We start from the raw sequence: 23812 nt of genomic DNA on the forward strand, positions 1-23812 counted from the left end.
GTCCATTAGATGCCCCTGCGCGCCATCAAGGCTCAAGAAAGCGCTGCCATAGCGCCATGACGGCGTTGCGATGGGCCTCATAGTCTGCGGCCTGCCCCTCCGCCTTATCGCCGGTCAGCGCCGCCCGGTGCGTGCGGCTGCGATACGCCAGATACGCCTCGCGCAGGCGCTCCGCCTCCTCCTGGGGTAAGTGCCCACTGTCAGCCAAGGTCTCTAGAATGCGGATATTGTCAGGGTAGGTCAGCAGCGCCGGGGTCTGGTTAGCAAGGGCTAACACCGCGTACTGACAGAGAAATTCGATATCCACCATGCCGCCGGCATCGTGCTTGAGATTGAAGCGATCGCCCGCCTGCCTGGAAGCCAGGTGGTCGCGCATCTTGTGGCGCATCTTGACCACGTCATCGCGCAGCGCCGCGGTGTCCCGCTCAGCCCCGAGAATCTCGCCGCGCAGCTGCTCAAACTTGTCCGCCAGCGTCTCGCTACCCGCGACCACCCGCGCGCGAACCAGCGCCTGATGCTCCCAGGTCCAGGCATGCTGACGCTGATAGTCGGCAAAGGCGGACAGCGAAGTGACCAGAAGGCCCGAATTCCCCGAGGGCCGCAGCCGCATATCCACTTCGTAGAGGCTGCCTGTGGGAGTGACCGCCGTCAGCAAATGAATAATGCGCTGGCCCAGACGGGTGAAAAATACCGGCGTATCGATGGGTCGCGGCCCGTCGGTGGCCCCCTGCCCATCGCTGTCGTGGAGAAACACCAGGTCCAGGTCGGACCCGTAACCGAGTTCGATGCCACCCAGCTTGCCGTAGCCGACAATCAGGAACGCCGGCTCCCGCGCGTTACAGCCACTCGGCACACCATGCTTGGCGGTAATATGCTTCCACGCCATCGCCAGTACGGCATCCAGGATCACTTCGGCGATATAGGTTAAGTAATCGCTTACTTTCATCAAATGCCGGGTTCCGGCGATATCCGAGGCCGCCACGTGCAGCATCTGGGCGTGCTTGAATACCCGCAACGCCTCCAGCTGTGCTTCCTCGTCGTCTTCGGGCAGGCGATTCAACGTCTGGCGCAGCTCGTCCGCCAGACGCGCCTTGTCGGCCGGCGTATAGAGCGTGTCCGGGGTCAGCAGCTCATCCAGGAGGATCGGGTAGCGAGCCAGCTGCTCGGCGATCCAGGGACTGGACGCGCACAGCCGCATGAGGTGCTCGAGGGCGTGGGGATTTTCGCGCAGCAGGGCCAGATACGCGGTGCGCCGCAGCACGGCCTCGATCAGCGGCTGAACGCGCGCCAACGCGGTGTCCGGCGTGTCGTTGTCGGCCACGGCATCCAACAGCATGGGCATCAAGGCATCGAGACGCTCGAAGCCGATACGCTGCATGCTCTGTACCTGACGCGAATGGTAAAGGCGAGAGAGTCGGGTGAGGGTCTTGTCCGGCGCCTCGAAGCCCGCCTGCTCAAGGCGGGCCAAGGCGTCATCCTCCTCCAGCTCGCCGCGCCATAGCAGCCGCCACTGTTCGAGCCCCGGGGTCTGCTCGTCGTTTGTGTTTTCCACTTCGTCTTCGGGTTCGGCGATCACCGCGTCAAAATGCCGACGCACGCGCTCCCGCACCTCGTCCAGCTGATGCATGAGGCTCGGCCAGTCCTCGTGGCCCATGGCAAACGCGACCCTTTCGCGGTCGGGGTCGTCGCTGGGCAAGGTTTGTGTCTGGCGGTCTTCCAGGGCCTGCAGCACGTGTTCGATATCGCGCAGAAAGGCATAGTCGGGCAGCAGGTCGTCGACCACTTCCTGGGGCAATAGCCCCAGCGCCGGCAGTCGGTTCAGCGCCGTCTGCAACGAGGCCACCTGCAGTTCGGTGTCGCGCCCGCCGCGAATCAGTTGAAACGCCTGCACCACAAACTCGACCTCGCGGATCCCGCCGGGCCCCAGCTTGATGTTGTGCTGCATGCCCTTGCGCTTGACCTCACGGTTGATCATCGCCTTGAGCTCGCGCAGCGACTCGATCGCCCCGAAATCGAGATAACGGCGGTAGACAAAGGGCCGCAGACTGGCCAGCAACTCCGCCCCCGCCGACACGTCCCCGGCGACGGGCCGCGCCTTGAGCATGGCATAGCGCTCCCACTCGCGCCCCTGATCCTGGTAGTAGCTGGAGAGCATGGCAAAGCTGCCTACCAAGGGGCCGCCGTCGCCCAAGGGACGCAGGCGCATGTCCACACGAAAAACAAACCCATCGGCGGTCATGGCATCCAGCGCGGCGATCAATTTCTGGCCAAGCTTGGTGAAATATTCCTGATGCTCCAGCGGCTTGCGGCCGCCTTGGGTTTCCCCCTTCTCGGCAAACGCAAAGATCAGGTCAATATCCGACGATAGATTGAGCTCGCCGGCCCCTAGCTTGCCCATGCCCAGCACCACCAGACGCTGGGGGTCGCCGTCGCGCGTTGGCGCCGGCAGCCCCCAGCGCGGCGTATAAAACTGCTCGAGCCAACCAAGCGCCGCCTCAAGACAGATTTCAGCCAGCTGCGACACCGCACGGGCGGTATCCCACATGGTGTAGCCCGGCGGCCGATTGAGGTCGCGCCACACGATGCCCAGCATGCGGGCCTGGCGAAAGCGGCGAAGGGCGCGGTGCATGGCGTCTTCGTCGTCGGCACTGTCCAGCGCATCGGCCAGCAGTTGTGTCTGGTCGTCTCGACCCGGCGTGGCATCCAGCTCGCCGCCACTGTCGAGCGTCGCCAGCCAGTCGGGATGGCGGATGAGCGTATCAACGGCAAAACTGGAAATCGCCAGCACGCGTAACAGGGCGGCACGCCGCTCTGTCGAAAGGCCTGACCAGTCGGCTAGGGGCGATGGCTGGCCGGTCATGTCGGCCATGTCGTCGGCCTGGTTCAGGGCCTCGCACAGGCGCTGCCATGCCTGCCCGGCCACGGGCTGAAGCGCTTGGGATAAGGTATCGAACGGTGGGAACGCTTCATTGGGTTGCATAATGCCCTCGCTGCCCTGAAGCCAGCCTTGGCGGCTAGCCGATGAATTTTTGCCAGCCTAACAGCCCCCAGGTGAGCCCCGCGAGTATCAGCGACAGCATCACCGCCGCCGAGCCAATGTCCTTGGCACGCCCGGAGAGTTCGTGGTGCTCGGTGCCGATGCGATCCACCACGTTTTCAATCGCACTGTTGAGGAGCTCGACGATCAGTACGAAAAAACAGCTGCCCACCAACAGCAGCCAGCTTACCGGCCCATCGCCTATCCACCACGCCAGCGGCAGCAGGATGGCGGTAATGGTGACCTCTTGACGAAACGCGGCTTCGTTACGAAACGCCGCTTTCAATCCCTTCATGGAATAGCGCGTGGAATGCGCCAGGTGCGCCAAGCCGGTATGCCCAGGTTTCATCGCGATTGCCTCAAAGTCACGTCGTTAATTGGCGAGTATCAGGGTATCCAGATCCTTCGTCAGCGGATCCAGCACCTGCGACCAGTTCAAGTAGGGCGTACTGGCATTGCCGTTGACCAGTACACTGAAAACGCCCCAGCGGCCCTGCGCCGTCCGGAAGTAGCCGGCGGCCGCGCGCACCGCAAACGGCTCGTTCAAGGTACCGGTTTTTAGCATGACGTTGTGTTGAAAGGTATCCGAACCGCGGCGAATAAAGCGCATCACGCCGTTGGCCGGGGACTGAAAGGCGGCGATGAAGCTCGGAAACAGCGCACTTTCATGGAACATGTCGGTCAGCATCACGTTGATGCCGTGGGCCGAGGTGCGGTTCTCGGTGGTCAAGCCGCTTCCGCTGTACAGCGTCAAGGGCCCATGCCCCGGCAGCGTCCGGGCATACTGCTCGAGCGCCAGGCCCGCCTGGCGAAGCTGAGCCTGGGGGGATTCCACCAGATCGAGGGCCAATACATCGGCCATGTAGTTATTCGAGTAGTTCATGATCCGCAGCAGCAGCTCCTGAAGCGGCTTGCTGTCCACGGCCGCCAGCCGCTGCGCATCGCCCGGCGGACGCATCGAACTCAGTCGCCAGCCGTCGCGTACCGTAATCCCCGCCTGACGCAGCATGCCCAGCAGCACCTCGGCGGTCAGCTCGGCGGCATCCCCCGCGCCGCGGTAGACGTCGCGGGGATAGGCATTGGTCGATATCTGTCCGCTCAGCCGCAGCACATCACCGTCGGCGGTGGTGATACGTTCGGCGTTCAGCCGGGTGCCGCTGTTATCGGGCTTGGTGATCACCTGGTTATCCACCGTAACCTGCAACGCCTGGCCGTCGCACAGCGAGATGCGCGCCGGCGCCCCGGGCGCCGAGGCCGGTGCCACGTTGGCGCACCAGCTGCCGAAATTGACGCCGGCCGAGGATAGCGGCGCGCTGTAGGCATTGGCCACCCGCGTCTGGGCATCGCAGCGGTCTGTGGTTATGCACTCGACGGGGCCAAAGCGCCACTGATTGACGACCAGTGCGCCCTCCACCTGGCGCACGCCGGCTTGCTGAAGGCGCTGCACCAGACGCCAGATGTCCTCGGTGGTCAATCCCGGGTCACCGCCGCCTTCGAAAATCAGATCGCCGCTTAGAACGCCATTTGTCACGTTCCCCGGGCTGACCAGTTGGCTGGTAAACCGATGCTGAGGTCCATAACGCTGTAACGCCGCGGCGGACAGGTAGGCCTTGGTAACCGATGCCGGCGACAGCTGACGGGTCGGCTCGATGCTCGCCAGCGGTGCCGCGTCTGCATCAACACCGAGCAGGCGAGCCTCGGCGCTGATCGCAAAGCCCTTGTCCTGCAGCTGCGCCACACGGCTGAAGTCTGCCCACAGCGGGCCGCTTAAAAGCAAGCTCATGACGCCGATGGCCGACCGCCACCCCCAGTGTCTTTTGCCACAACGCTGCCAGCCAACGCGGAACATCCGCTTCTCCTTAATGCACGCTCATTTTCGAAAACACCTGGAGCATTACCACGCCGGTGACGATCAGGCCAATACCCACCAGCGCCGGGGCGTCCGGCTTTTCGCCAAATACCACCATGCCCACCAGCGTCACCAGCACAATACCCAGGCCCGCCCAGATGGCGTAAGTGATGCCCACGGGCAGGGTGCGCAGCACCAGACTCAACAGGTAGAACGCCACGCCATAACCGCCGACCACAAGAAGGCTGGGCAGCGGCCGGGTAAACCCTGCGGAGGCTTTCAATGCGCTGGTGGCAACCACCTCGGCAATGATGGCCAATACCAGATAGACAAATGTCATTCGGACTCCAAGGCCACGCGCAGCCGCCATAAGGCCTGGCCGCTCTGGTGATACTTGGCCTCGAACGGCGTCAGATAATCACCGTCGGGCACCCACTCGCTTATCTCGGCCTGACGGCCGGTCACCTGAGCGGCGGCCAGCGCGAACTCGTCGATATACAGCCGCCAGTTTGAACGCACTTCAATCAGGCCACCCAACGCCAACAGTGTGGGGAATACCGGGTGCCCATGCCAGCGCATTTTCAAATGCGAGGCCTTGGGGTAAGGATTAGGATATAGCAAATAGTGGCGTTCCGGTGCCCAGCCGGCCAGATGGGCCAGGCGCCAGAAATCCACCAGATCGGCGCGCACCAGCCGGGCATTGGCTGGGAGCTCACCGTGGGATCGCGTCAGCCGATCATCGCTGCGGTCGACCCCGATCACCGCATGATCCGGGAACTGCTCAGCCAGCCGCCTGGTCGATAGTCCCACGCCGCAACCGGCATCCAGGATCAACCGGCCCGGCTGGGCCACGTGCCACTCGGCCACCGCGTCGAACGCACGCTGGGTGTGCGCGGCAATCGGTTTGCGTAGCGGATGCGCCAGACTGCGGCTGACTCGGCGGGCTAGATCGTGATGGGGGCCCGACTGATTGGTGGTAACGGGGCGTGAAGATTGCTGCATAGTGTCTCTCTATCATGTCACGCTTGACGCTTGAGCGCTTCGAAAGCCAACTTGGGCGCGTTGGCAGCCGACGCGAATCAATCATTCAAAAAATGTGATTCTATCAGTCCGGCGCGCTCGCGGCATGACGCCGCTGTACCCCCGGTGATATGATCACTGGCGATCATGCGTATAGTGTCATACTTATTAAGTGCAAAGCGGCGGGTGTAACCTTCATCTGGTCATTGGGCGTTGGCAGTCATCGTCCGTTACACCCAGCGTTACGCGATGCCAATAACTGTTATTTAAACCACCGCACCACGAGGAACCCGGCTTGTCTCACTTACCGGTGATTGTCGGCATGGGCGGCATCAACTCCGCCGGCAGAACCTCGGGCCATCAGGCCTTCCGCCGCACTGTGCTTGATGCGCTCTCCGCCGACCAGCAACGCCAGACATTGGAAAGCCTCGCGACCTTGATGCGCTTGGCTTCGCCCTCCTCACAGGGATGGCACGACAGCGCAGGGCAGCCTCTGGCCGCACCGGCGGCGTCGTTACGCGAGCAAATCCTTAACCATACGTTGATTCGGCGCAACGAAGACCCGCGCTTCAGCGCGCCGGGGCTTCCGGCCAACCGCCAGGTGAACATGCAGCTGGACGAAACGCTGCGCTTCAAGCTGCGGCGCCGGCAGTTGCCCGACCACCTTCCCAGCCACTGGGAGGTTCGCGAGATCGACGCGCGAATGGTCGAGGTCATCGTGCCCGCCGGGACGCTGGAAGCCTTGCTGCCCGATGCGCAAACGCCCAAGGTGCGCGCCGCCGCGCAGCTGCCTACCGGGTTCGACCCCACCGCGCTGTATCGCAGCGTGCACCACCCCCGCGGGCTGGCCATGACGGTATTCGGTGCCAGCGACTGCCTGGGCGCCAGCGGCCTGTCCTGGGAACACCTGCGCCAGCAGCTCAACCCCGATCACATTGCCGTTTATGCAGGCAACTCCATCGGCCAGTTGGACGACCAGGGCTGGGGTGGGCTGCTGAAAAGCCTGGTGAGCGGGCAGCGCGCCACCTCCAAGCAGATGCCGCTGGGTTACGGCCAGATGCCCGCTGACTTCCTGAACGCTTACGTGCTGGGCAGCGTCGGCAGTACCGGCGCCGCGCTCGGGGCCTGCGCGAGCTTTCTCTATAACCTGCGGCTGGGCATCGACGACATCCGCGCCGGCCGCCGCCGCGTAGTGATGGTCGGCACGGCGGATGCCCCCATTACCCCCGAGATTATCGAGGGCTTCCGCGCCATGGGGGCGCTTGCCGATGATGCCAGCCTGAAGGCGCTCGACACCCTGGAACTCCTCACGGACGCGGATTACCAGCGCGCCTGCCGTCCCTTTGCCCGCAACTGCGGCTTTACCATGGCAGAGGCCAGCCAGTTCGTGCTGCTGATGGATGATGCCCTGGCGCTTGAGGTAGGCGCCGATATTCTGGGTGCCGTGCCGGACGTGTTCGTCAACGCCGATGGTTTCAAGCGCTCGATTTCGGCGCCGGGTATCGGCAACTATATTACCCTGGGCAAGTCGGCATCCCTGGTGCGCAACATGCTCGGCGATCAGGCGCTGAAATCGCGAAGCTTCCTGCATGCCCACGGGACGAGCACGCCCAAGAACCGCATTACCGAATCCCACGTCTTCGACGAGATTGCTCGCGCTAACGGCATCGACGACTGGCCGGTAGTGGCCATCAAGGCGTTCATCGGCCATTCCCAAGGGAGCGCTGCCGGCGACCAACTGGTGAGTGCGCTGGGTAGCTTTGCTCACCAGTTGCTCCCCGGCATACCCACGCTGGATGCGGTGGCCGATGACGTTTACGCCGACCGCCTGCGGTTCTCGACGGCCGCGCAGCCGTTCAACGCCGATGCCGCCTTCGTCAACGCCAAGGGGTTCGGCGGCAACAACGCCACGGGGGTGGTGCTATCGCCCGCCGTGACCGAGCGCCTGCTGATCCAGCGCCATGGGGCGGCCGCCATTCGCGCCTGGAAAACCCGTCGGGAAAGTGTGCGCGAGAACGCGGCGGCGTATCTCGCACAGTCCGACCAGGGCCACTACGCCCCTCGCTACCAGTTTGGCGAGGCGGTGCTCGAAGGCCCTGAGCTGGATATTCAGGCGGATCGGATTCACATTCCCGGCTACGCCCAGGCGGTATCGCTTCAAAGCGATAACCCGTTTGGCCGCCTTGACGATGAGGCGTCGACGCCATGACCGGTCATCGCGAGACTATTGCCGTCTACCCCGGCACCTTCGACCCTATCACCAACGGCCACTTCGACCTGATCGAGCGCGGTGCGCGCATGTTCGACAGGGTCGTCATTGCCGTCGCGGCAAGCCCGGGCAAACGTCCAAACCTGGACCTGCCGACCCGCATCGAACTGGTGCAGGCGGTCTGCGCCCCGCTGCCCAACGTCAAGGTGATCGGCTTTTCCACGCTGCTGACCACCATGATGCACGAGCAGGGCGCCACCATTATCCTGCGCGGCCTGCGTGCGGTGTCCGACTTTGAATATGAGCTGCAGCTGGCCAACATGAACCGTGCCCAGAACCCGGAGCTCGAAAGCGTTTTTCTCACCCCGGCGGTGGAAAACTCGTATATTTCCTCCACCATCGTGCGCGAAATCGCCAAGCTGGGCGGCGATGTCTCGCCCCTGGTTCACCCTCAGGTCGCAGAGACGCTGCGTAAGCACTACACTACGCCACCTGGCACCTAGACTCTGAAACGGTGGCGAGCGATGGGCTGTCAAATGATCGGCGACCCATTGCACCCCGTCCTTCGCGAGGTATACCCATGGCCTTAATGATTACCGACGAATGCATCAACTGCGACGTCTGTGAGCCGGAATGTCCCAACGATGCCATCTCGCCCGGCGAAGAGATCTATGTCATCGACCCCAACCTGTGCACCGAGTGCGTCGGCCACTTCGACGAACCCCAGTGCCAGCAGGTCTGCCCGGTCGACTGCATCCCCCTTGACCCGGAACGGCCGGAAACGCACGACGAGCTGCTCAAGAAGTACCGTATCATCACGGCTGCCTAGACCTGATGCGGATCTGGGCCCTCGCCTGGCCAATCATCATCTCCAACATTACCGTCCCGCTGCTGGGGCTGGTGGACACGGCAGTGGTCGGCCACCTGCCCGATTCACGTTACCTGGCCGCCGTCACCCTCGGCGCCACGCTGTTCAGCTTTCTGTATTGGGGGTTTGGCTTTCTGCGCATGGGCACCACGGGTCTGGTGGCCCAGGCAGTCGGCCGCGAAAGCGACAGCGACGTGCGCAACCTGCTGGGCCAGTCGCTTATCCTGGCCGTGGTGATCGGCAGCCTGCTGATCATCTTCGCCTCGCCGATCGTCTCCCTGGGCCTCTGGCTGCTCGACGGTAGCGAGGCCGCGACAGCGCTGGCCGAACGCTACGCCGAAATTCGCCTCTGGTCGGCCCCCGCCGTACTCGCCAACTACACCATTCTGGGCTGGTTCCTCGGCCAGCAAAATGCCCGGGTCACCTTGATGATTCTGGTGCTGACCAACAGCGTCAATATCGTGCTGGATGTCTGGTTCGTGATGGGCCTGGGCCTGACCAGCGATGGGGTGGCCTGGGCCAGCGTGATTGCCGACTATAGCGCCCTGCTGTTTGGCGGCGTTCTGGTTCTGCGTCAGCTCGGCACCCTCGACGGCCACTTTTTACGCAGCCGCCTGTGGGTGCTCTCGGCGTACGCGGCGCTTTTTAACGTCAACGCCAATCTGTTTATTCGCACCCTTGGGCTGCTGTTTGCCATGGCATTCTTCACCGCCCAGGGAGCCCGCCAGGGAGATACCACTCTCGCCGCCAACGCCGTACTGCTGCAGTTCATCATGCTCACCAGCTATGCGTTGGACGGCTTTGCTCACGCGGCAGAATCGCTCGTCGGGCGAGCCTATGGGCGGCGCGACTGGCAGGCGTTTGCCGCCACCGTCAAGGCAGCGGCACGTTTTTCGTGGTGGACGGCTGCCGGGGCCGCCTTGGCGTTTGCCCTTGGCGGCAATGGCTTGATCGCCCTGCTCACCGGCCTTGAAGAGGTTCGCGATACCGCCGCGGTCTACCTGCCGTGGATGGTTGCGATGCCGCTGATCGCGGTATGGAGCTATTTACTGGATGGGGTGTTCATCGGCACGACCGCCATTGCCGCCATGCGCAACAGCATCTTTATTGGCCTGGCGGTTTATCTGCCCGCCTGGTGGCTGACCCAGGCGATGGGCAATCATGGGCTATGGCTTGCCTTTACGCTGTTTACCTGCGTACGTTCGGCTGTCCTGATAGGCTATTACCGACATTACCGCCGCGCCTACTGGCGTTGATAATACATACGTCAAATCCCGCTCGAGTAATGAAAAAGCCCACTCGGCCCCGTATATTAGGTGAGCACTTTTCCTAATAATGAATAAAGCGAGCCAGCCATGCTGAAGATGATTTCCAAACCGGCAGTGAAGATGGTCGAGCGCTATCTTCCCGATCCGTACATTTTTGTCCTGCTCCTCACCCTGATCGCCGCCATTGCGGCCATCGCCATCGAACGCCAGACACCGCTGGCCGTGCTGCGCTTCTGGGGTGACGGCTTCTGGGGGCTTTTGACCTTCTCCATGCAGATGCTGCTGGTACTGGTTACCGGCTTCATGCTGGCCAGCTCCCCGCCGGTCAAGCGCCTGCTGCAACGCCTCGCCAGCACCGCCAAGACCCCCGGCGGCGCCATTATCCTGGTGACCCTGGTGTCGCTCACCGCGAGCTGGATCAACTGGGGCTTTGGGCTGGTCGTCGGGGCGCTGTTTGCCAAGGAACTGGCGCGCTTGATCCGCGTCGACTATCGCCTGCTGGTGGCCAGCGCCTATTCGGGCTTTGTGGTCTGGCACGGCGGGCTCGCCGGGTCGATTCCGCTGACTATCGCCACCGAGGGCCACTTTGCCGCCGATGACATCGGCGTCATCGGCACCGGTTCCACGGTATTTGCCTTTTTTAACCTGGCCATCGTGGCGTGCCTGTTTATTTCGATTCCGCTGGTCAACCGACTGATGCTGCCGGACGAAAAAGACAGCGTGTATGTCGATACCAAATTGCTCGACGATGAACCCGACACCAAGGGCCGTATCACCCGCCCCGCAGAAAAACTGGAAAACAGCACGACGCTGGCATGGCTGGTGGGTATCCCGGGGGTGTTGTTCCTGATCGATCATTTCCTGTTGCGCGGCGGCGGCCTGAACCTGAACGTCGTCAACTTTCTGTTCCTGTTCCTCGCCATTGTCTTTCACCGCACGCCGAGGAGCCTGCTCAACAGTCTGCACGAAGCCATCAAGGGCGGCGCCGGGATCGTCATCCAGTTTCCGTTCTATGCCGGCATCATGGCCATCATGGTGGAGTCGGGCCTGGCCCTGAGCATGTCGGAATGGCTGATATCGTTCGCCACCGAAACCTCGCTGCCGTTCTGGTCATTCATCAGCGCCGGGATTGTGAATCTGTTTGTACCGTCCGGTGGCGGCCAGTGGGCCGTTCAGGCGCCGGTCATGCTGCCCGCCGCGGAAGCCTTGGGGGTGGATATTTCCCGGGTCGCCATGGCCGTTGCCTGGGGTGACGCCTGGACAAACCTGCTGCAGCCCTTCTGGGCATTGCCGGTACTCGCTATCGCCGGCCTGAAAGCCAAGGACATCATGGGCTTTTGCCTGATACAGCTATTGATTACCGGCGTTATCATCTCGGTAGGGCTGGTGTGGTTCTAAGCCGCCGCCATGTTCCGGCGCCTGCCAGGTGGGCAGGCGCCGGCCCTGAAAATCGCGACTGAAGATAGGGTTAAGCCCATGTCGGATACCTCATTGACCGCGCTGACCGGTCAGCACGAACTGTCCATGACCGTCCTGATGACGCCCGATATGGCGAACTTCAGCGGTAAGGTTCATGGCGGTGCCATTCTCAAGAAACTCGATGAAGTGGCCTATGCCTGCGCCAGCCGCTACTCGGGCCACTACGTAGTCACGCTGTCGGTCGACCAGGTGCTCTTCAAGCAGCCTATACACGTAGGCGAACTGGTGACCTTTCTGGCCAGCGTCAATCATGTCGGCCGCTCGTCGATGGAAATCGGCATCAAGGTCGTCGCCGAAGATATTCGCGACAAGCTGATTCGCCACACCAATAGCTGCTACCTCACCATGGTTGCCGTGAATTCCGATGGCAAGCCCGCCCATGTGCCACCGCTTTCCTTGGCAACGCCTTTGCAGCAGCTACGCTTTGAGAAAGCGGCGCTGCGCAAGAAGATGCGTAAACAGGCCGAACGCGAGGAACAGCTCACCCAAGAGCAGCATCACTCGCAGACACCCTCATGACCACCGTCCGGGTCGGCAACCCTGCCACCTCATGTCCAAGGAGTTTTCATGCCTGCCAGGGAGCGCTCCCCCCACCTGCCCAGAGGCGTTGAGTACGCGCATATCGGCTGGGACTTTTTTATCCTGGCGGCCGTCATCATCAACCTTGGTTTGCTGTTATTCGACTCGCTGTTTCTGCTGGGCCCGATCAGCCAGGCCATCGAAGGGATGTCGCCGGGCTTCCACAGCTTCTACGACTCGGCGATACACCGCCGCTTCATCACCATCGACCTGTTTTTTGTCGGTATTTTTATCGCCGACGTGCTGCTGGGCTGGGCCGTAGCCATTGCCGAGCGCCGCTACCACCGCTGGTTTTTCTATCCCTTCGTGCACTGGTACGACGTGCTGGGCTGCATCCCGCTGAGCGGCTTTCGCTGGCTGCGCATTTTGCGCGTTATCTCGCTGCTGCATCGACTGCATCGCCTGCGGCTTATTCGCATCGAAAACTGGTCGACTTATCAGTTCCTGGCCAAATATTACGATATTCTTCTGGAGGAACTGTCCGACCGTATCGCCTTGCGCCTGCTGGGTAACGTCCAGCACCAGATTCGCGCCAGCGACTCCTTGACCGAGCGGGTGATCGATCGTGTGGTCATGCCCCGCAAACAGCAACTTATCCAGGAAATCGCCCAGCGGCTGGAAACCTCGGTGGGCACTGCCTATCAGCACAACCGGCAGGCTATCATGGCGGCCATCAGCGACCTGGTCGGCCGCACGCTTCGCGAAAGCCCTGAAATCCAGCGGTTGCGCCGCCTTCCCATGGGCGAGTCTGCCACCAGCGCCATGGAAGCCTCGTTAAGCGGCGTCGCGCAGCGGATGGTCGACGAGGTGGCGCTGGGGATTCACTCCCCAGAGTTTCGCAAGCTCGTTGAGGGCGCTGCGGAAAATGGCTTTGACAGCTGGCTGACCGTTGACGAAGGCAGCGATAAGGTCACCGAACAGGTGCTCTTTGACGTGCTGGAAATGCTCAAGGAACAGGTGAATCGCCAGCGCTGGAAGGATCGCTACGACTAGCCGTGCCGCTCTCAACGAGCAGCCAGGATCCAATGAATCGTCGGCGAGGCATGATCTTCAACGCCTTACAGCCACGGCCAGGAGAAGCAGCGAAGGGTTAAAACGCAGCGGGCCGGCGCACAAGGCCGGCCCGTTGTAACACGTGTTGCTTAGCTGGCAGCGTCTTGAACGGCTTCTCCGCCCTGCTCGATATCCTGGCCGGCACCGCTGATGGTGTTGCAGCCCGCAAGTGCGCCCGCTGACAGTAAAAGAATAAAGCTCATGGCGAGTAGTTTTTTCATCATGTTCTCCTTAACAAGTCATTCAATATCCAGGATGCTTCAACTCAGCATGTACGAGTGAAGTCACTTTAGCGTAACAGTGTTTTGTCAATTTCGCCTACTTTACGGGTAGGCACTATCGGCGTTAAACCAAGGAGTCGCCTGATGGCCCTTTTCGAGCTTGATGACCGCCTGGCCGGCGATACGTTGCTGCTTTGCGACTTGCCGCTGTGCCGGGCACTGCTGATGCGCGACGCGCGTTACCCCTGGGTGGTGCTGGTACCACGGCGTGCGGCACTGAGCGAGGTATTTGAACTGTCTGACAGCGAGCAACTGCAACTATGGCGGGAAGCCAGCCAGTTGGGCCAGGCGATGAAAACGGCTTTCGGCGGTGACAAGCTCAACATCGCAACGCTTGGCAACGTGGTCAGTCAGCTGCATATGCACGTGGTGATCCGCCGCCACGACGACGCTGCCTGGCCGGCACCCGTCTGGGGGCATGGCACGCCCGAGGCTTATTCACCCGGCGAGGAGCACGCCATGCAAGCGCGCCTGAGCGAACTGATAGCGGCGCTCGAGATGACCCCTTAGCGATTCCCGGTCAGGGGGTTGCTCGTTGAGGTTGGCGGCTCTCCCAATACGGGATCCCCCGCAGGCTGAGAAGCCCCGGCAGCCCAGAGCGAGACGCCCAGGGCGACGATCACGATGCCGCCCGCCAGTGCTAGCCAGCCGGCCGCTCGCTGGGCACGTTGCAGGGTAGCGCCTTGCCTCGCCAGTCGGCGTCGCGCCCAGTTCCGCGCCACAACGCTGGCCAGGGCAAGCACTGACACCGTCAGCCCGGTGCCGAGAGACATCGCGGCCACAGCCGCCACACCCATCGTAAACTGACCCAGCAGGCCCGCAGCGCCAAGCATCAGGACGGCGCCGCTACACGGTCGCATGCCGATGGCGCCAACGGTCATCAGCGCCGTGCGCCAATCCAGCGACTGATGGGGCGTCACATGATGCCCACCACAGCAGGCGTGGTCGTGGTCGTGGTCGTGGTCGTGGTCGTGGTCGTGGTCGTGGTCATTCGCAGCATAGGCACGACGCAGTTGGCCGGTGGCCCGCCAGCAAAGCCATGCCCCCAGGGCAGCCACGAGCAGAAAGCTGGCGTATTCCACCCAGACCACACTGCCCATCGCCTGACGCGTTACCCAGCCAAGGCCGTAAACCAGCACGCCGACCAGGACAATGGCGGTCAGCCCCTGAAGCAGCGCTGCCGCAAACGAGAGGCCAAGCGCCCGGCCGATGGCACCGCCGTGGGACATCAGAAACGTCGCCAGCACCGCTTTACCGTGGCCGGGGCCCGCCGCGTGAAACACCCCGTAGCCAAAGCTCACGCCCAGCAGCGCCGCCCACGTCGTCGTCGCGGACTCCCGGGACAGCGCGGTAAGCGCCAGGGTCAGCTCGCGATGCAGCTCCCGCTGCCAGCCAAGCAGGGTATAGCTCAACGACGTCAAACCGCCTTGCCAAAACGCATAATAGGCGACGCCGAGCATGCCGAGCGCCAGCAGGCACAGCCAGCCCCAGGGAAAACGCCGCGCCATCATGGACACACCACCTGGCCGGTTTCGGCGAAGTAGCGCCCAAGGCCGGGCTCACCGCTTTCGTCCACATCCAGACGGGACGCGGCCAGAACCCGCTCAGGATCCGGATCCGCCGGCAGCACGGCGAGCTCGCATTCGGGCATACCGCGCAGCACCAGCGCATCGTCTAGTGGCTTTTCGTCCTCGGCGGCGTGCACCACTTCAAGGTAATAGGTCGGATCATAGACCTGATACTCAAGGGTGCTGCCGTCAAGCAACGGAGTATCAGCAAGCGGCAGGATAAAGATAAAGGTCAGCCGTCCGTCGCGCTGCATCGCGGTGTATTCGCTTACCTCGCCCAGTGGCTGCGGCTCGCCATCAACACGCACGCGGGTAAAATACCCTTGGCCGGCGAGGTTGTTGCGTATTTCTCCCCCCAGTTGATCCAGCCCCTCGTCCAGCGTCGCGCCTTCCACCCGATTCAGCTCATCGAACACCACCAGGCTGTAGAACGGATCCATTTGCCAAGTCTGGTGCAGGCCGGTTACCCGGCCCTGATCATCGGTGATGAGGCGCACCTTGATATCGATCCACCCGTGGGGATGGGCCAGGGCACTCACGCTGACCAACAGCGCCAGGATACCGACAAGCCCCGCTCGGCTGCGTGCCAGCCAGCGATTGACGCACCTCATGGGGCCAGCCCCAGACGCGATTGAAGCGCCACCAGCCAGGGATCCAGTCGAATAGGCGGCATCGGCTGACCGCCCCGCCACGCCGAAACACGCACCTGACTGGCATTGCCCATCGCGTCTACCTCGAACAATAGCCGGTAGCCCGGCCAACGCGCCAGCATGCCCTCGGCACGTCCCAGCGACACGTCAGCATGACGCACCACGTAGCCTTGCTCTACCATCAAACTTACCCCGGCACGAAAGGTCGCTTCGGCCGGTGCCTGATAGACCAGCTCACGAGGCTCAGGCGGCGGCGTCACCGCACAGCCGCTGAGCATGATCAGTAGGCCGACGGTGGCCCAGCGAATGGCGTTCATGGTGTACGGTCTCCTGTCGCCGTTTGCGCGCTCAGAGCGCGCTGCAATTGCTGGCAAAACCCGTCGCTGCTCGCGCTGCGGCCTTCGCGCAGGCTGCCATATTGATCAAAGCGGCGAATATCCCGCGATACCCGCATGTGCTGGCGATCCCAGAGCAACGATACGCGCTCCACCTCGACCGGCGGCTGGCTGAATCCTCCACCGAGGCCGACGCCAACGCCCAACCCGGCGCCCCCGCCGCTACCCAGTCCGCCAAACACATGAAATCCCGTGCGCGGACGCAAACGCGGCTCAGCGTAAAGGTCTGAATAGCCATGCAGCGTTTTCTCGCGGCTGGCAGTCAGCAAGCCTAATTGAGTGTCGCTGGCGTCCAGACTGAAGCCCCATTCCGTGAGCACATCGACACTGGCGGTCAGGGTGGCGGGATCATCGCTCGGAAAGTAGCACGATTCGGCCGGCGGGGGGTCTGCGCTGGGCAGCGATGACGGCATGGCCTGGCACCCGCCCAGGGCGAGCAGGCATAGGCAACTGACAGGCGTCCACTTCATAACCGCTCCTTGGGGTATAGGATGATGCTGGTTTGCCACTGCGCTGCGCGCTAAGCTCGTCCTGTAGACCATGATCAACGACGAGGGTGCCCATGCATATCCTGTTTTGCCCCGATAGTTTCAAAGATGCGCTGAGTGCCGAAGACGCGGCCCACGCCATGTCCCGGGGTGCGGTACGGGCAGCGCCTCACTGTCACTCGCTCATCTGCCCCTTGGCCGATGGCGGCGAGGGCAGCCTTGACGCCTTGATCGCGGCAACGGGCGCACAGCGCCACCAGCAAACCGTCGAGGATGCTCTGGGCCGCCCCTGCGAAGCCGCGTGGGGCTGGCATGCCGACCAGCGTACCGCGTTTATCGAACTGGCAGAAGCCAGCGGACTGCAGGCCCTCGCCGACCACGAGCGCGACGCCCGTTATACCTCGACTTATGGCGTGGGCCAACTGTTCCTTGCCGCCCTCGATCACGGCGCTGAAAAGGTGCTGCTTTTACTGGGCGGCAGCGCCACCAACGATGGCGGTGCGGGGATGCTACGCGCCCTGGGTGCCGAACTGCTGGACGCTCACGGCCAGCCATTAGCGCCGGGCGGAGCAGCGCTTGCCGACCTGGCAACGCTTCACCTGGAGGGGCTCGACCCAAGGCTGGCAAGCCTGAAGGTAGAAGCAGCGGTCGATGTGGATAACCCGCTGCTCGGCGAACGTGGCGCCAGCGCCATCTTCGGACCGCAAAAAGGCGCGTCCCCCGGTGACGTTAAACAGCTCGACCACGCCCTGGGTCACTTTGCCGACCTGGCGGCGCAGGTGTTGGGCCATGATGATCGTGACCGCCCCGGGGCAGGGGCCGCCGGCGGCATGGGCTTTGCCGCGCAGGCTTTTCTGGGTGCCACTCTGAAGCCGGGTATCGAGCTGCTGATGCAGCAGGCGGGCTTTGCCACCCTGCTCGAGCAGGCCGACCTGGTCATTACCGGTGAGGGGCGCCTGGACGGTCAGAGCCTTGCCGGGAAAACCCCCATCGGCGTGGCACGGGCAGCGGCGCAGCGGCAGACCCCGGTGATTGTGTTGGCGGGCAGCCTGGGCGATGGCTGGCAGGCCTGTCTGCAGGAAGGCGTGACCGCCGCCTTTGCGCTGGCCGATGGCCCGATGGCATTGAGTGACGCCTTGCCGCGTACCGCCGAGCTCCTCGAAGCGCGCTGCGAAAGCCTGATTCGACTATGGCAGGCCTCTCGCCCTTGAAAAGCGGCGCCCTCGCCAGCATTAAATGAGTATTGGTCGACGGGTAATGGGCTAGCGCTATAGCCGCCATGCATAAAACTTGCTATGCAACGCGTGCGCTGCTGCTTACCCTTTCACCATCATCTTTTATCGTTCGGCGATGATCACCAAGGAGGCAGGACATGTCCGATACCAACAGCATCGGCCTACACGAAGGCAGCGCCACCCAGCTGGCCGAAAAGCTCAATCACCTGCTGGCCAACTACCAGATTTTTTACATGAACGTCCGGGGCTATCACTGGAACGTCAGGGGTAACGATTTTTTCGAGCTGCATGCCAAGTTCGAGGAATTCTATACCGACCTGCTCGCCAAGGTTGATGAAGTCGCCGAGCGTATCCTGACCCTGGGCCACAAACCGGTTCATGCCTACAGCGACTACATCCAGCTGTCACGCATCCAAGAAGACAAGGATGTTCATGACGGTACGGCCTGCGTCAACGGTGTACTGCGCGGCTATCAAACGCTGATCGAGCTCCAGCGCGAGCTGCTATCCATCGCGTCGGATGCCGACGACGAAGGCACGGCGGCACAGGCGGGCGATTATATCCGCGAGCAGGAAAAAACCGTCTGGATGCTCAACGCCTATTTAAGCAAATAAGCGTTCAAGCCCATCAGACTGAAAGCAAAACGGCACCCTGGGGTGCCGTTTTTGCGTTCAACGGCTGGTCAAGGATTCAACCAGGGCCCGCAGCAAGCGCCAGAATTCCTCGACGGTCGCCAGTTCGACCCGCTCGTCCGGCGAGTGCGCGCCACGAATGGTCGGCCCGAACGAAATCATGTCGAGGTGCGGGTACTTGCTGCCGAGAATGCCGCACTCGAGCCCTGCGTGGATGACATTTACCGCGGGGGCGTACCCCAGCAGCGCCTGGTGGCAGGCCTTGAAGCGCTTGAGCAGCGCCCCGTCCGGGTTCGGCACCCAGCCGGGGTAGGCATTTTCCACGCTGACCCGCGCGCCGATCAGTCCGAACAAGGCATTGAAACGGTCGGCCATGGCTACCACGGCGCTGTCGTGTAGCGATCGCACCAGCGCACAGACATGAAACCGCCCCTGTTCCAGGCTGACCACGCCCAGGTTATTGGACGTTTCCACCACCCCGGGCACGTCGGCGCTCATCCGCTCGACGCCGCAGGGCGCTGCATGCAACGCCGCCACCAGCATGGTGCTGGCATCCAGGGTCAACGGCTCGGCACCTTCCGGGCTCACCGGCTCGGCGACGAGTTGCAGGCCCGCATCGCCGCTGCCCAGCTCACGCCTCAGGGTTTGCCCAAGCGCATTGATGATCGCCATTGCCTCCTGCTGCTCGTCAGCGGGCAGCGCGACGTCGGCAAAGGCTTCCCGGGGGATGGCGTTGCGCAGCGTACCGCCTTGATAATTGAGCAGCCGGGCATCGACGTGTTCCAGCGCCCGCAGGACGCGCACCAGCAGTCGGTTGGCGTTACCCAGCGGCTGATGGATATCCAGACCTGAGTGACCGCCTTTCAGCCCCGAAAGCGACAGCCTGAGTACGCACTCGTCGGCTTTCAGGGCAGCGCTTGGAAGCCGGGCGTCGACGACCACATCGGCGCCGCCCGCACAGCCGATAAACACCTCGCCGTGATCCTCGCTATCGAGGTTCAGCAGCAGCTTGCCCTCCAGCCAGTCATCGGCCAGACCCAGCGCGCCCCCCATGGAGCTTTCTTCTTCCAGCGTGAACAGCGCCTCCAGAGGGCCGTGGGTAAGCTCGGGATCTTCAAGCAGCGCGAGTATTGCCGCCACTCCAAGGCCGTTATCCGCGCCCAGGGTGGTGCCTTCCGCGTGCAGCCAGCCGTCGGCCACATAGGTGCGAATGGGATCGCGCCGGAAATCGTGGGCGTGATCGGCGTTGGCCTGGGCCACCATGTCCAGGTGGCCCTGCAGGATAAGCCCCGGGGTGTGCTCATGGCCGGGAGTCGCCGACTTGCGCAGGCGTAAATTGCCAAACGCATCGCGGTCATGGTCGATACCCTGGGACTCGGCCCAGGTTTCCAGCACGGCGACCAGTTGCGCTTCATGACCAGAGGGGCGGGGGGTATTGCACAGCGTTCGGAAGTGGCGCCATACAGGCGCAGGGCTCAGCGCGTCGAGGTGTTCGTTCATGGGAGCTCTTTATCATGGATAACTGAGTTACTTTAACGGCCCCCGGCTTCTGGGGAAAGCGGTTGCTCGTTCCACAGGGTGTGTACTATCCCCCGCAGCGCCCGCACGGACGCGGCGGGGGCATCGGCAAGCGGCTGATTCTGGAAGGCCCAGGCGGCAAGCTGCTGATGGGCGGATTGCCCAGCGGCTGACAATGGCCAGCGACTTGCGTCCCGCGCCAGCGCTTGCAAGGAGGCCCGCGCCAGCGCCGGCGAGCGATGGGCGGTGGCCACGTCGATGATGTCCTGACGCTCGGCCTGGGTCAAAGTACGCTCGGGCAGCTCATGGATCAGTAGGCTGACCACCGCCGCGGGCAGCGACGCCAGCTCAAACGCCAGTAACCCTGGTAGCGCGGCGACAAACCGCTCGTGCAGCGCGCCCAGCACGCGCGCCCCCGATGGGGTCAACGCCTTGGCCACCATCACGGCAAACTCGCCGCTTGAGGCTTCACGCGTCACGCCCAGGCGCACCACCACAAACCCCTGGGCACGCCAGAAACGCAGCAGCCCCGCCTCAGCGCCGAAGGTCGCGCCATACAGCATGATGCCTTCCGCCGCCGCCTGAGCCTGGTCGTCGCTTAGCAGTCTGCTTCCCACCCCCTGGCGACGCCTGCCGGGGTGGCTGGCAATGCGTACCACTCGCCGCCAGCGCGCCGTCAGAGCCTCGCGGCAGCCGCCGTGAGCGGCGAGTGACTGGGCCATCAAATGCCCTTGGGGGCGTCGCTCGCCGCGCGCCACCTGGTGGGCAAGCTCCAGCGTAAAGCCGCCTTCGTCGCAGGTCACCAGGACGGCCTGAGGTCGCTTTGGCGAGCCGCTAACGCGCAGCTGCATATCAGGCCCATCGAGCAGCTGGCGCAGATCACTCGGCGTTGTGCGGTAGTGGGACTGCACCAGCAGACCGAAGAGTTTGCCAAGCGCCGTCTCATCCCTGGCAAGCGCCTCCCGACTAACCGCATGGGAAGCACAGTGAGCCGCCAAGTCGTCTTGCGCTGGCGACAGCGGTGCGTGCAGCAACAACAGTTGGTCAAGCGTCGCTTCAAGGGGGTCACCTGCCTGCCAGCGTACCGGGCCTGTCAGGGTGAGCGCCTTCCAGTCCGGCGTCTGCGCGTCCAGCACGCCACGAAAGCGCAGCGCAAACCCTCGCCCAGACCCCTCGTAGCCGTGCACGGTGGTAGCAAAGGCAATGCGCGGAAACGCCGTCAGCCATTGCGCCAACAGCGGCGCGGGCAGCGCGGCGGCTTCATCCACCATCAGATAACTGCCGTCGCCGCCCAGCGTACCCGCCGCGACGTGTTCGCTCAGCGCATCGGGCGTGACGAAGCGTAGCTCTTGCCCTCCGTCAAGCACGAAGCGATCCGCCGCGCTGCGCTGTCCCTCCGGGCACAAGGACGCGGCGCGCTCAAACAGGCTCTCGACGGCCGCCAGGCGCGGCGCCGTGACGATGACGCGTGATGTCTTGCCGCGCAGCAAACGCATGCAGGCAATGCCCATGGCGGCACTTTTGCCGCGACCACGATCGGCGGTGATCACCAGGGGGCGGCGGCGCTTGAGCCCCACAAGGGCACTGACGGCCACGGCCTGATCCAGGGTCAGGCATGCATCATCGCGTGGATTTTCAGGCGCCGCCGGCGTGGCTGGCAGCCGCCCCAGCCGGGGCAGCGCCTCAGGTGTCCAATGGATCACCTCCGTCGATGCCTTGAGCTGCCTGGCAAGCCGCGCCAGGTAGTGCGCGCTAAGCGCCGCCCACTCGCGGGGATAATCGGCGATTCGGGCGTAGTCAGGGTCGGGCTGAGCCCCCCACTGCTCGGGCGTGATCAGGACAAGCAGCCCACCCGCCGCCAGGGTGCCGCCAACCGCCCCCAGGGCGTCCGGATTGAAGCCTCCGGCGCCCTCGTGGGCATCCACCACCACCAGCTGGTGCTCGCTACCGAGCCGCGTTGTCGCCCGCCCCGCTTTCAAAGAGGCCGCCACGGGGGCGTGGTCGCCTATCCATAGCGGAGACGACCAGGATCGCGCCTGCCATAGCCCCACGGCCATCTCGCGACAACGTTCTGCATCTCCCTGGAGCCAGACAAGCTGTCGCCAGCGTCGCCGAGCCAGTCGTCTTGCCTGCTGACATAGTAGTTCGATGGATCGCGATACTGGCGCGTCGTCAGTCGATATCGACGGCATAAAGTCTCCTCTCCGGGATAAACAGCTTACAACTTTGGTTGCATCAACGGGGTCCGTTCAACGCTTTTCACACCCATTCGTCATCACTGCTGTCGGCAGCAAAGCCACTAACCTTCTGATTTTTTTAAAAATCATGCAGGCTCCCGATACCCTCGCCCAGCGTCGATCCACCACATCGCAATGTTGCGTTGCAACGCCCAGAGTGTGCTAATTTAAGCAGGCATGCCAAACACCTTTACGTAAACGTAATGCATGCCAATAGACGTTTTGCATCTCTCACTTTCTCATCCATTCAACGGCGACCAACAGGATCCACAACATGAATAAAACTGCCAAGTTTGCCATGACCAGCCTCGCAGCGGGCGTTGCCTTTGCCGCGCTCTCCTCTACCGCTCATGCTCAGCAAGAGTGGACCATGACCACCACGTGGCCAGACAACCTGGACTTGATCAAGATCGATCAGCACTGGGTCGAACTGGTCAACACACTGGCCGGCGACGAGCTGCAGATAAACTTCCGCGCCGGGGGCACACTCATGCCCGGCACCGAAGTATTCGATGCCACCGAAACTGGTGCCATCGACGCGGCGGGCGACTGGCCTGGCTACTGGGCAGGGCGCAGCCCCGCCTTCTCACCGCTGGCCACGACCACCAGCCTGTTCAACGGCGTGGATTACATGAACTGGATCCTGCAGTGGGGTGGCTGGGACCTCTATCAAGAAGTATATGGCAACTACAACATGGTGTACCTGCCCTACGGGATCACCAATAACGAATCCGGCTTCATGGGCAACACGCCCATCGAAAGCATTGCCGATCTCGAAGGCAAGCGGCTACGCCTCTCGGGCCGTGACCAGGGTCGCGTACTTGAAAAGCTGGGCGGTTCACAGGTCACGCTGGCCGGCGGCGAAGTCTACCAGGCGATCGAGCGTGGCGTGATCGATGCCGGCGAGTTTTCCACGCCGGGGGTCGACTACAACGCCGGGTTCTCCGAAGTGGCGGACTACTGGTCAACGCCGGGCTGGCACCAGTCTGCCAGCGTCTTTGGCGTGATGATCAACAAAGACGCCTGGGACGAGCTTTCCGAAGACACCCAGGAAACCCTCAAGATCGCGGCGGAAGCGACCATGGCCTGGTCACTGGCCTGGTCTGAACGCCAATCGACCGAGGCTACCGTGAAGTTCAAGGAAGATGGCGTCGAGATCAGCACGCTCTCGGAAGAAGACTTGGCCGAGATCCAGGACGTGACCAATGAGGTGATTCTGCGCGGCGCCTGTGAAGACCCGATGCACGCCAAGGTATACCACTCCATGATCAGCTACATGGAGCACTACGCCAACTGGCGCGATGTGACCGTGCCGTTCAACATGAGCCGCTCCATCGATAACCTGCCGTCGCTCGACGAACTCGAAGCCTGCATGTAATCAGCCGTCGATAACCGCCTCGGCAACGTTGTCGGGGCGGTTTTTGCGTCACGCGCCTACATTGAGAA

The 23812-nt window shown here is 62.9% G+C and carries 23 protein-coding genes; 11 read left to right on the forward strand and 12 right to left on the reverse strand.

The window, feature by feature from the left end; genetic code table 11:
• Window positions 1–25: 25 nt before the first annotated feature.
• The 5 genes from glnE to trmB all read right to left on the reverse strand — a co-directional run bounded on the left by glnE (window position 26) and on the right by trmB (window position 5888).
• A complete protein-coding gene (gene glnE / locus QC815_RS01950; RefSeq protein ID WP_309766644.1) occupies window positions 26–2980 on the reverse strand; it encodes a bifunctional [glutamate--ammonia ligase]-adenylyl-L-tyrosine phosphorylase/[glutamate--ammonia-ligase] adenylyltransferase in 2955 nt (984 codons plus the stop codon).
• A gap of 34 nt (window positions 2981–3014) precedes the next feature.
• Window positions 3015–3386 (reverse strand): diacylglycerol kinase, encoded by a 372-nt coding sequence (locus QC815_RS01955; RefSeq protein WP_230448330.1) that lies wholly within the window; start codon window positions 3384–3386, stop codon window positions 3015–3017.
• A 24-nt stretch (window positions 3387–3410) separates the two neighbouring features.
• A complete protein-coding gene (gene dacB / locus QC815_RS01960; protein WP_309766682.1) occupies window positions 3411–4820 on the reverse strand; it encodes a D-alanyl-D-alanine carboxypeptidase/D-alanyl-D-alanine endopeptidase in 1410 nt (469 codons plus the stop codon).
• A 76-nt stretch (window positions 4821–4896) separates the two neighbouring features.
• On the reverse strand, window positions 4897–5226 hold the full coding sequence (locus tag QC815_RS01965; RefSeq protein ID WP_230448329.1) for a DMT family transporter: 330 nt from the start codon (window positions 5224–5226) through the stop codon (window positions 4897–4899).
• Entirely contained in the window at window positions 5223–5888 is a 666-nt protein-coding gene (gene trmB / locus QC815_RS01970) for a tRNA (guanine(46)-N(7))-methyltransferase TrmB (protein ID WP_230448328.1), read from the reverse strand. Before trmB ends, QC815_RS01965 begins: the two co-directional genes overlap by 4 nt.
• A gap of 340 nt (window positions 5889–6228) precedes the next feature.
• On the opposite strand from trmB, the gene QC815_RS01975 reads away from it, so the two are divergent.
• The 7 genes from QC815_RS01975 (at window position 6229) to QC815_RS02005 (ending at window position 13302) form a co-directional block, all read left to right on the forward strand.
• Window positions 6229–8115, forward strand: coding sequence for a beta-ketoacyl synthase (locus QC815_RS01975; RefSeq protein WP_230448402.1), 1887 nt, complete (start codon window positions 6229–6231; stop codon window positions 8113–8115).
• Window positions 8112–8618 (forward strand): pantetheine-phosphate adenylyltransferase, encoded by a 507-nt coding sequence (coaD, locus tag QC815_RS01980; RefSeq protein ID WP_230448327.1) that lies wholly within the window; start codon window positions 8112–8114, stop codon window positions 8616–8618. Before QC815_RS01975 ends, coaD begins: the two co-directional genes overlap by 4 nt.
• 77 nt (window positions 8619–8695) lie before the next feature.
• Entirely contained in the window at window positions 8696–8944 is a 249-nt protein-coding gene (locus QC815_RS01985) for a YfhL family 4Fe-4S dicluster ferredoxin (RefSeq protein ID WP_230448326.1), read from the forward strand.
• Window positions 8945–8949: 5 nt separating this feature from the next.
• Window positions 8950–10239: an MATE family efflux transporter gene (locus QC815_RS01990; protein ID WP_309766649.1), complete on the forward strand. Its 1290-nt coding sequence runs from the start codon at window positions 8950–8952 to the stop codon at window positions 10237–10239.
• A 99-nt stretch (window positions 10240–10338) separates the two neighbouring features.
• Window positions 10339–11649, forward strand: coding sequence for a short-chain fatty acid transporter (locus QC815_RS01995; protein WP_230448324.1), 1311 nt, complete (start codon window positions 10339–10341; stop codon window positions 11647–11649).
• 78 nt (window positions 11650–11727) lie between these two features.
• Window positions 11728–12249 carry an acyl-CoA thioesterase gene (locus tag QC815_RS02000; protein ID WP_230448323.1) on the forward strand — a complete coding sequence of 174 codons (522 nt, stop codon included), beginning with the start codon at window positions 11728–11730 and terminating at the stop codon, window positions 12247–12249.
• Window positions 12250–12297: 48 nt separating this feature from the next.
• A complete protein-coding gene (locus tag QC815_RS02005; protein ID WP_230448322.1) occupies window positions 12298–13302 on the forward strand; it encodes an ion transporter in 1005 nt (334 codons plus the stop codon).
• A gap of 149 nt (window positions 13303–13451) precedes the next feature.
• Here the strand turns inward: QC815_RS02005 and QC815_RS02010 are convergent, their stop codons facing one another.
• Window positions 13452–13583, reverse strand: a complete 132-nt coding sequence (locus tag QC815_RS02010) for an entericidin A/B family lipoprotein (RefSeq protein WP_230448321.1) — start codon at window positions 13581–13583, stop codon at window positions 13452–13454.
• 144 nt (window positions 13584–13727) lie between these two features.
• On the opposite strand from QC815_RS02010, the gene QC815_RS02015 reads away from it, so the two are divergent.
• Window positions 13728–14153 carry an HIT domain-containing protein gene (locus QC815_RS02015; protein ID WP_230448320.1) on the forward strand — a complete coding sequence of 142 codons (426 nt, stop codon included), beginning with the start codon at window positions 13728–13730 and terminating at the stop codon, window positions 14151–14153.
• Here the strand turns inward: QC815_RS02015 and QC815_RS02020 are convergent.
• Genes QC815_RS02020 through QC815_RS02035 form a run of 4 tightly spaced genes read right to left on the reverse strand, consistent with a single transcriptional unit; the run spans window position 14150 to window position 16726 of the window.
• Window positions 14150–15154: a nickel/cobalt transporter gene (locus tag QC815_RS02020; RefSeq protein ID WP_422828218.1), complete on the reverse strand. Its 1005-nt coding sequence runs from the start codon at window positions 15152–15154 to the stop codon at window positions 14150–14152. The two genes, QC815_RS02015 and QC815_RS02020, sit on opposite strands and share 4 nt — an antisense overlap.
• Window positions 15151–15822 (reverse strand): DUF1007 family protein, encoded by a 672-nt coding sequence (locus QC815_RS02025; RefSeq protein ID WP_230448319.1) that lies wholly within the window; start codon window positions 15820–15822, stop codon window positions 15151–15153. Before QC815_RS02025 ends, QC815_RS02020 begins: the two co-directional genes overlap by 4 nt.
• Window positions 15819–16178 carry a hypothetical protein gene (locus tag QC815_RS02030; protein ID WP_230448318.1) on the reverse strand — a complete coding sequence of 120 codons (360 nt, stop codon included), beginning with the start codon at window positions 16176–16178 and terminating at the stop codon, window positions 15819–15821. The genes QC815_RS02025 and QC815_RS02030 overlap by 4 nt, the downstream gene beginning before the upstream one ends.
• On the reverse strand, window positions 16175–16726 hold the full coding sequence (locus QC815_RS02035; protein WP_230448317.1) for a hypothetical protein: 552 nt from the start codon (window positions 16724–16726) through the stop codon (window positions 16175–16177). Before QC815_RS02035 ends, QC815_RS02030 begins: the two co-directional genes overlap by 4 nt.
• 92 nt (window positions 16727–16818) lie before the next feature.
• Between QC815_RS02035 and QC815_RS02040 the strand changes: the two genes are divergently transcribed.
• Both QC815_RS02040 and QC815_RS02045 read left to right on the forward strand, forming a co-directional pair.
• Window positions 16819–17955, forward strand: coding sequence for a glycerate kinase (locus QC815_RS02040; protein WP_230448316.1), 1137 nt, complete (start codon window positions 16819–16821; stop codon window positions 17953–17955).
• Window positions 17956–18116: 161 nt separating this feature from the next.
• Window positions 18117–18593, forward strand: a complete 477-nt coding sequence (locus QC815_RS02045; RefSeq protein ID WP_230448315.1) for a Dps family protein — start codon at window positions 18117–18119, stop codon at window positions 18591–18593.
• 57 nt (window positions 18594–18650) lie between these two features.
• Here QC815_RS02045 and QC815_RS02050 read toward each other — a convergent pair whose 3' ends face one another.
• Window positions 18651–20111 carry an aminoacyl-histidine dipeptidase gene (locus QC815_RS02050; RefSeq protein WP_230448314.1) on the reverse strand — a complete coding sequence of 487 codons (1461 nt, stop codon included), beginning with the start codon at window positions 20109–20111 and terminating at the stop codon, window positions 18651–18653.
• A gap of 32 nt (window positions 20112–20143) precedes the next feature.
• On the reverse strand, window positions 20144–22321 hold the full coding sequence (locus QC815_RS02055; RefSeq protein WP_230448313.1) for a tRNA(Met) cytidine acetyltransferase TmcA: 2178 nt from the start codon (window positions 22319–22321) through the stop codon (window positions 20144–20146).
• Window positions 22322–22640: 319 nt separating this feature from the next.
• Here QC815_RS02055 and dctP point away from each other — a divergent pair, with 319 nt between their 5' ends.
• Window positions 22641–23744, forward strand: a complete 1104-nt coding sequence (gene dctP, locus QC815_RS02060) for a TRAP transporter substrate-binding protein DctP (protein ID WP_230448312.1) — start codon at window positions 22641–22643, stop codon at window positions 23742–23744.
• The last annotated feature ends 68 nt before the right edge of the window (window positions 23745–23812 follow it).

Origin of the sequence: Vreelandella gomseomensis (assembly GCF_031451645.1) — a bacterium.
GTDB classification, from domain to species: domain Bacteria; phylum Pseudomonadota; class Gammaproteobacteria; order Pseudomonadales; family Halomonadaceae; genus Vreelandella; species Vreelandella gomseomensis.

What these genes read in the sequence shown, in the direction of transcription:
- glnE (WP_309766644.1), bottom strand. Translation starts at nt 2,980, where the DNA reads ATGCAACCCAATGAAGCGTTCCCACCGTTCGATACCTTATCCCAAGCG.
- QC815_RS01955 (WP_230448330.1), bottom strand. Translation starts at nt 3,386, where the DNA reads ATGAAACCTGGGCATACCGGCTTGGCGCACCTGGCGCATTCCACGCGC.
- dacB (WP_309766682.1), bottom strand. Translation starts at nt 4,820, where the DNA reads ATGAGCTTGCTTTTAAGCGGCCCGCTGTGGGCAGACTTCAGCCGTGTG.
- QC815_RS01965 (WP_230448329.1), bottom strand. Translation starts at nt 5,226, where the DNA reads ATGACATTTGTCTATCTGGTATTGGCCATCATTGCCGAGGTGGTTGCC.
- trmB (WP_230448328.1), bottom strand. Translation starts at nt 5,888, where the DNA reads ATGCAGCAATCTTCACGCCCCGTTACCACCAATCAGTCGGGCCCCCAT.
- QC815_RS01975 (WP_230448402.1), top strand. Translation starts at nt 6,229, where the DNA reads ATGGGCGGCATCAACTCCGCCGGCAGAACCTCGGGCCATCAGGCCTTC.
- coaD (WP_230448327.1), top strand. Translation starts at nt 8,112, where the DNA reads ATGACCGGTCATCGCGAGACTATTGCCGTCTACCCCGGCACCTTCGAC.
- QC815_RS01985 (WP_230448326.1), top strand. Translation starts at nt 8,696, where the DNA reads ATGGCCTTAATGATTACCGACGAATGCATCAACTGCGACGTCTGTGAG.
- QC815_RS01990 (WP_309766649.1), top strand. Translation starts at nt 8,950, where the DNA reads ATGCGGATCTGGGCCCTCGCCTGGCCAATCATCATCTCCAACATTACC.
- QC815_RS01995 (WP_230448324.1), top strand. Translation starts at nt 10,339, where the DNA reads ATGCTGAAGATGATTTCCAAACCGGCAGTGAAGATGGTCGAGCGCTAT.
- QC815_RS02000 (WP_230448323.1), top strand. Translation starts at nt 11,728, where the DNA reads ATGTCGGATACCTCATTGACCGCGCTGACCGGTCAGCACGAACTGTCC.
- QC815_RS02005 (WP_230448322.1), top strand. Translation starts at nt 12,298, where the DNA reads ATGCCTGCCAGGGAGCGCTCCCCCCACCTGCCCAGAGGCGTTGAGTAC.
- QC815_RS02010 (WP_230448321.1), bottom strand. Translation starts at nt 13,583, where the DNA reads ATGAAAAAACTACTCGCCATGAGCTTTATTCTTTTACTGTCAGCGGGC.
- QC815_RS02015 (WP_230448320.1), top strand. Translation starts at nt 13,728, where the DNA reads ATGGCCCTTTTCGAGCTTGATGACCGCCTGGCCGGCGATACGTTGCTG.
- QC815_RS02020 (WP_422828218.1), bottom strand. Translation starts at nt 15,154, where the DNA reads ATGATGGCGCGGCGTTTTCCCTGGGGCTGGCTGTGCCTGCTGGCGCTC.
- QC815_RS02025 (WP_230448319.1), bottom strand. Translation starts at nt 15,822, where the DNA reads ATGAGGTGCGTCAATCGCTGGCTGGCACGCAGCCGAGCGGGGCTTGTC.
- QC815_RS02030 (WP_230448318.1), bottom strand. Translation starts at nt 16,178, where the DNA reads ATGAACGCCATTCGCTGGGCCACCGTCGGCCTACTGATCATGCTCAGC.
- QC815_RS02035 (WP_230448317.1), bottom strand. Translation starts at nt 16,726, where the DNA reads ATGAAGTGGACGCCTGTCAGTTGCCTATGCCTGCTCGCCCTGGGCGGG.
- QC815_RS02040 (WP_230448316.1), top strand. Translation starts at nt 16,819, where the DNA reads ATGCATATCCTGTTTTGCCCCGATAGTTTCAAAGATGCGCTGAGTGCC.
- QC815_RS02045 (WP_230448315.1), top strand. Translation starts at nt 18,117, where the DNA reads ATGTCCGATACCAACAGCATCGGCCTACACGAAGGCAGCGCCACCCAG.
- QC815_RS02050 (WP_230448314.1), bottom strand. Translation starts at nt 20,111, where the DNA reads ATGAACGAACACCTCGACGCGCTGAGCCCTGCGCCTGTATGGCGCCAC.
- QC815_RS02055 (WP_230448313.1), bottom strand. Translation starts at nt 22,321, where the DNA reads ATGCCGTCGATATCGACTGACGACGCGCCAGTATCGCGATCCATCGAA.
- dctP (WP_230448312.1), top strand. Translation starts at nt 22,641, where the DNA reads ATGAATAAAACTGCCAAGTTTGCCATGACCAGCCTCGCAGCGGGCGTT.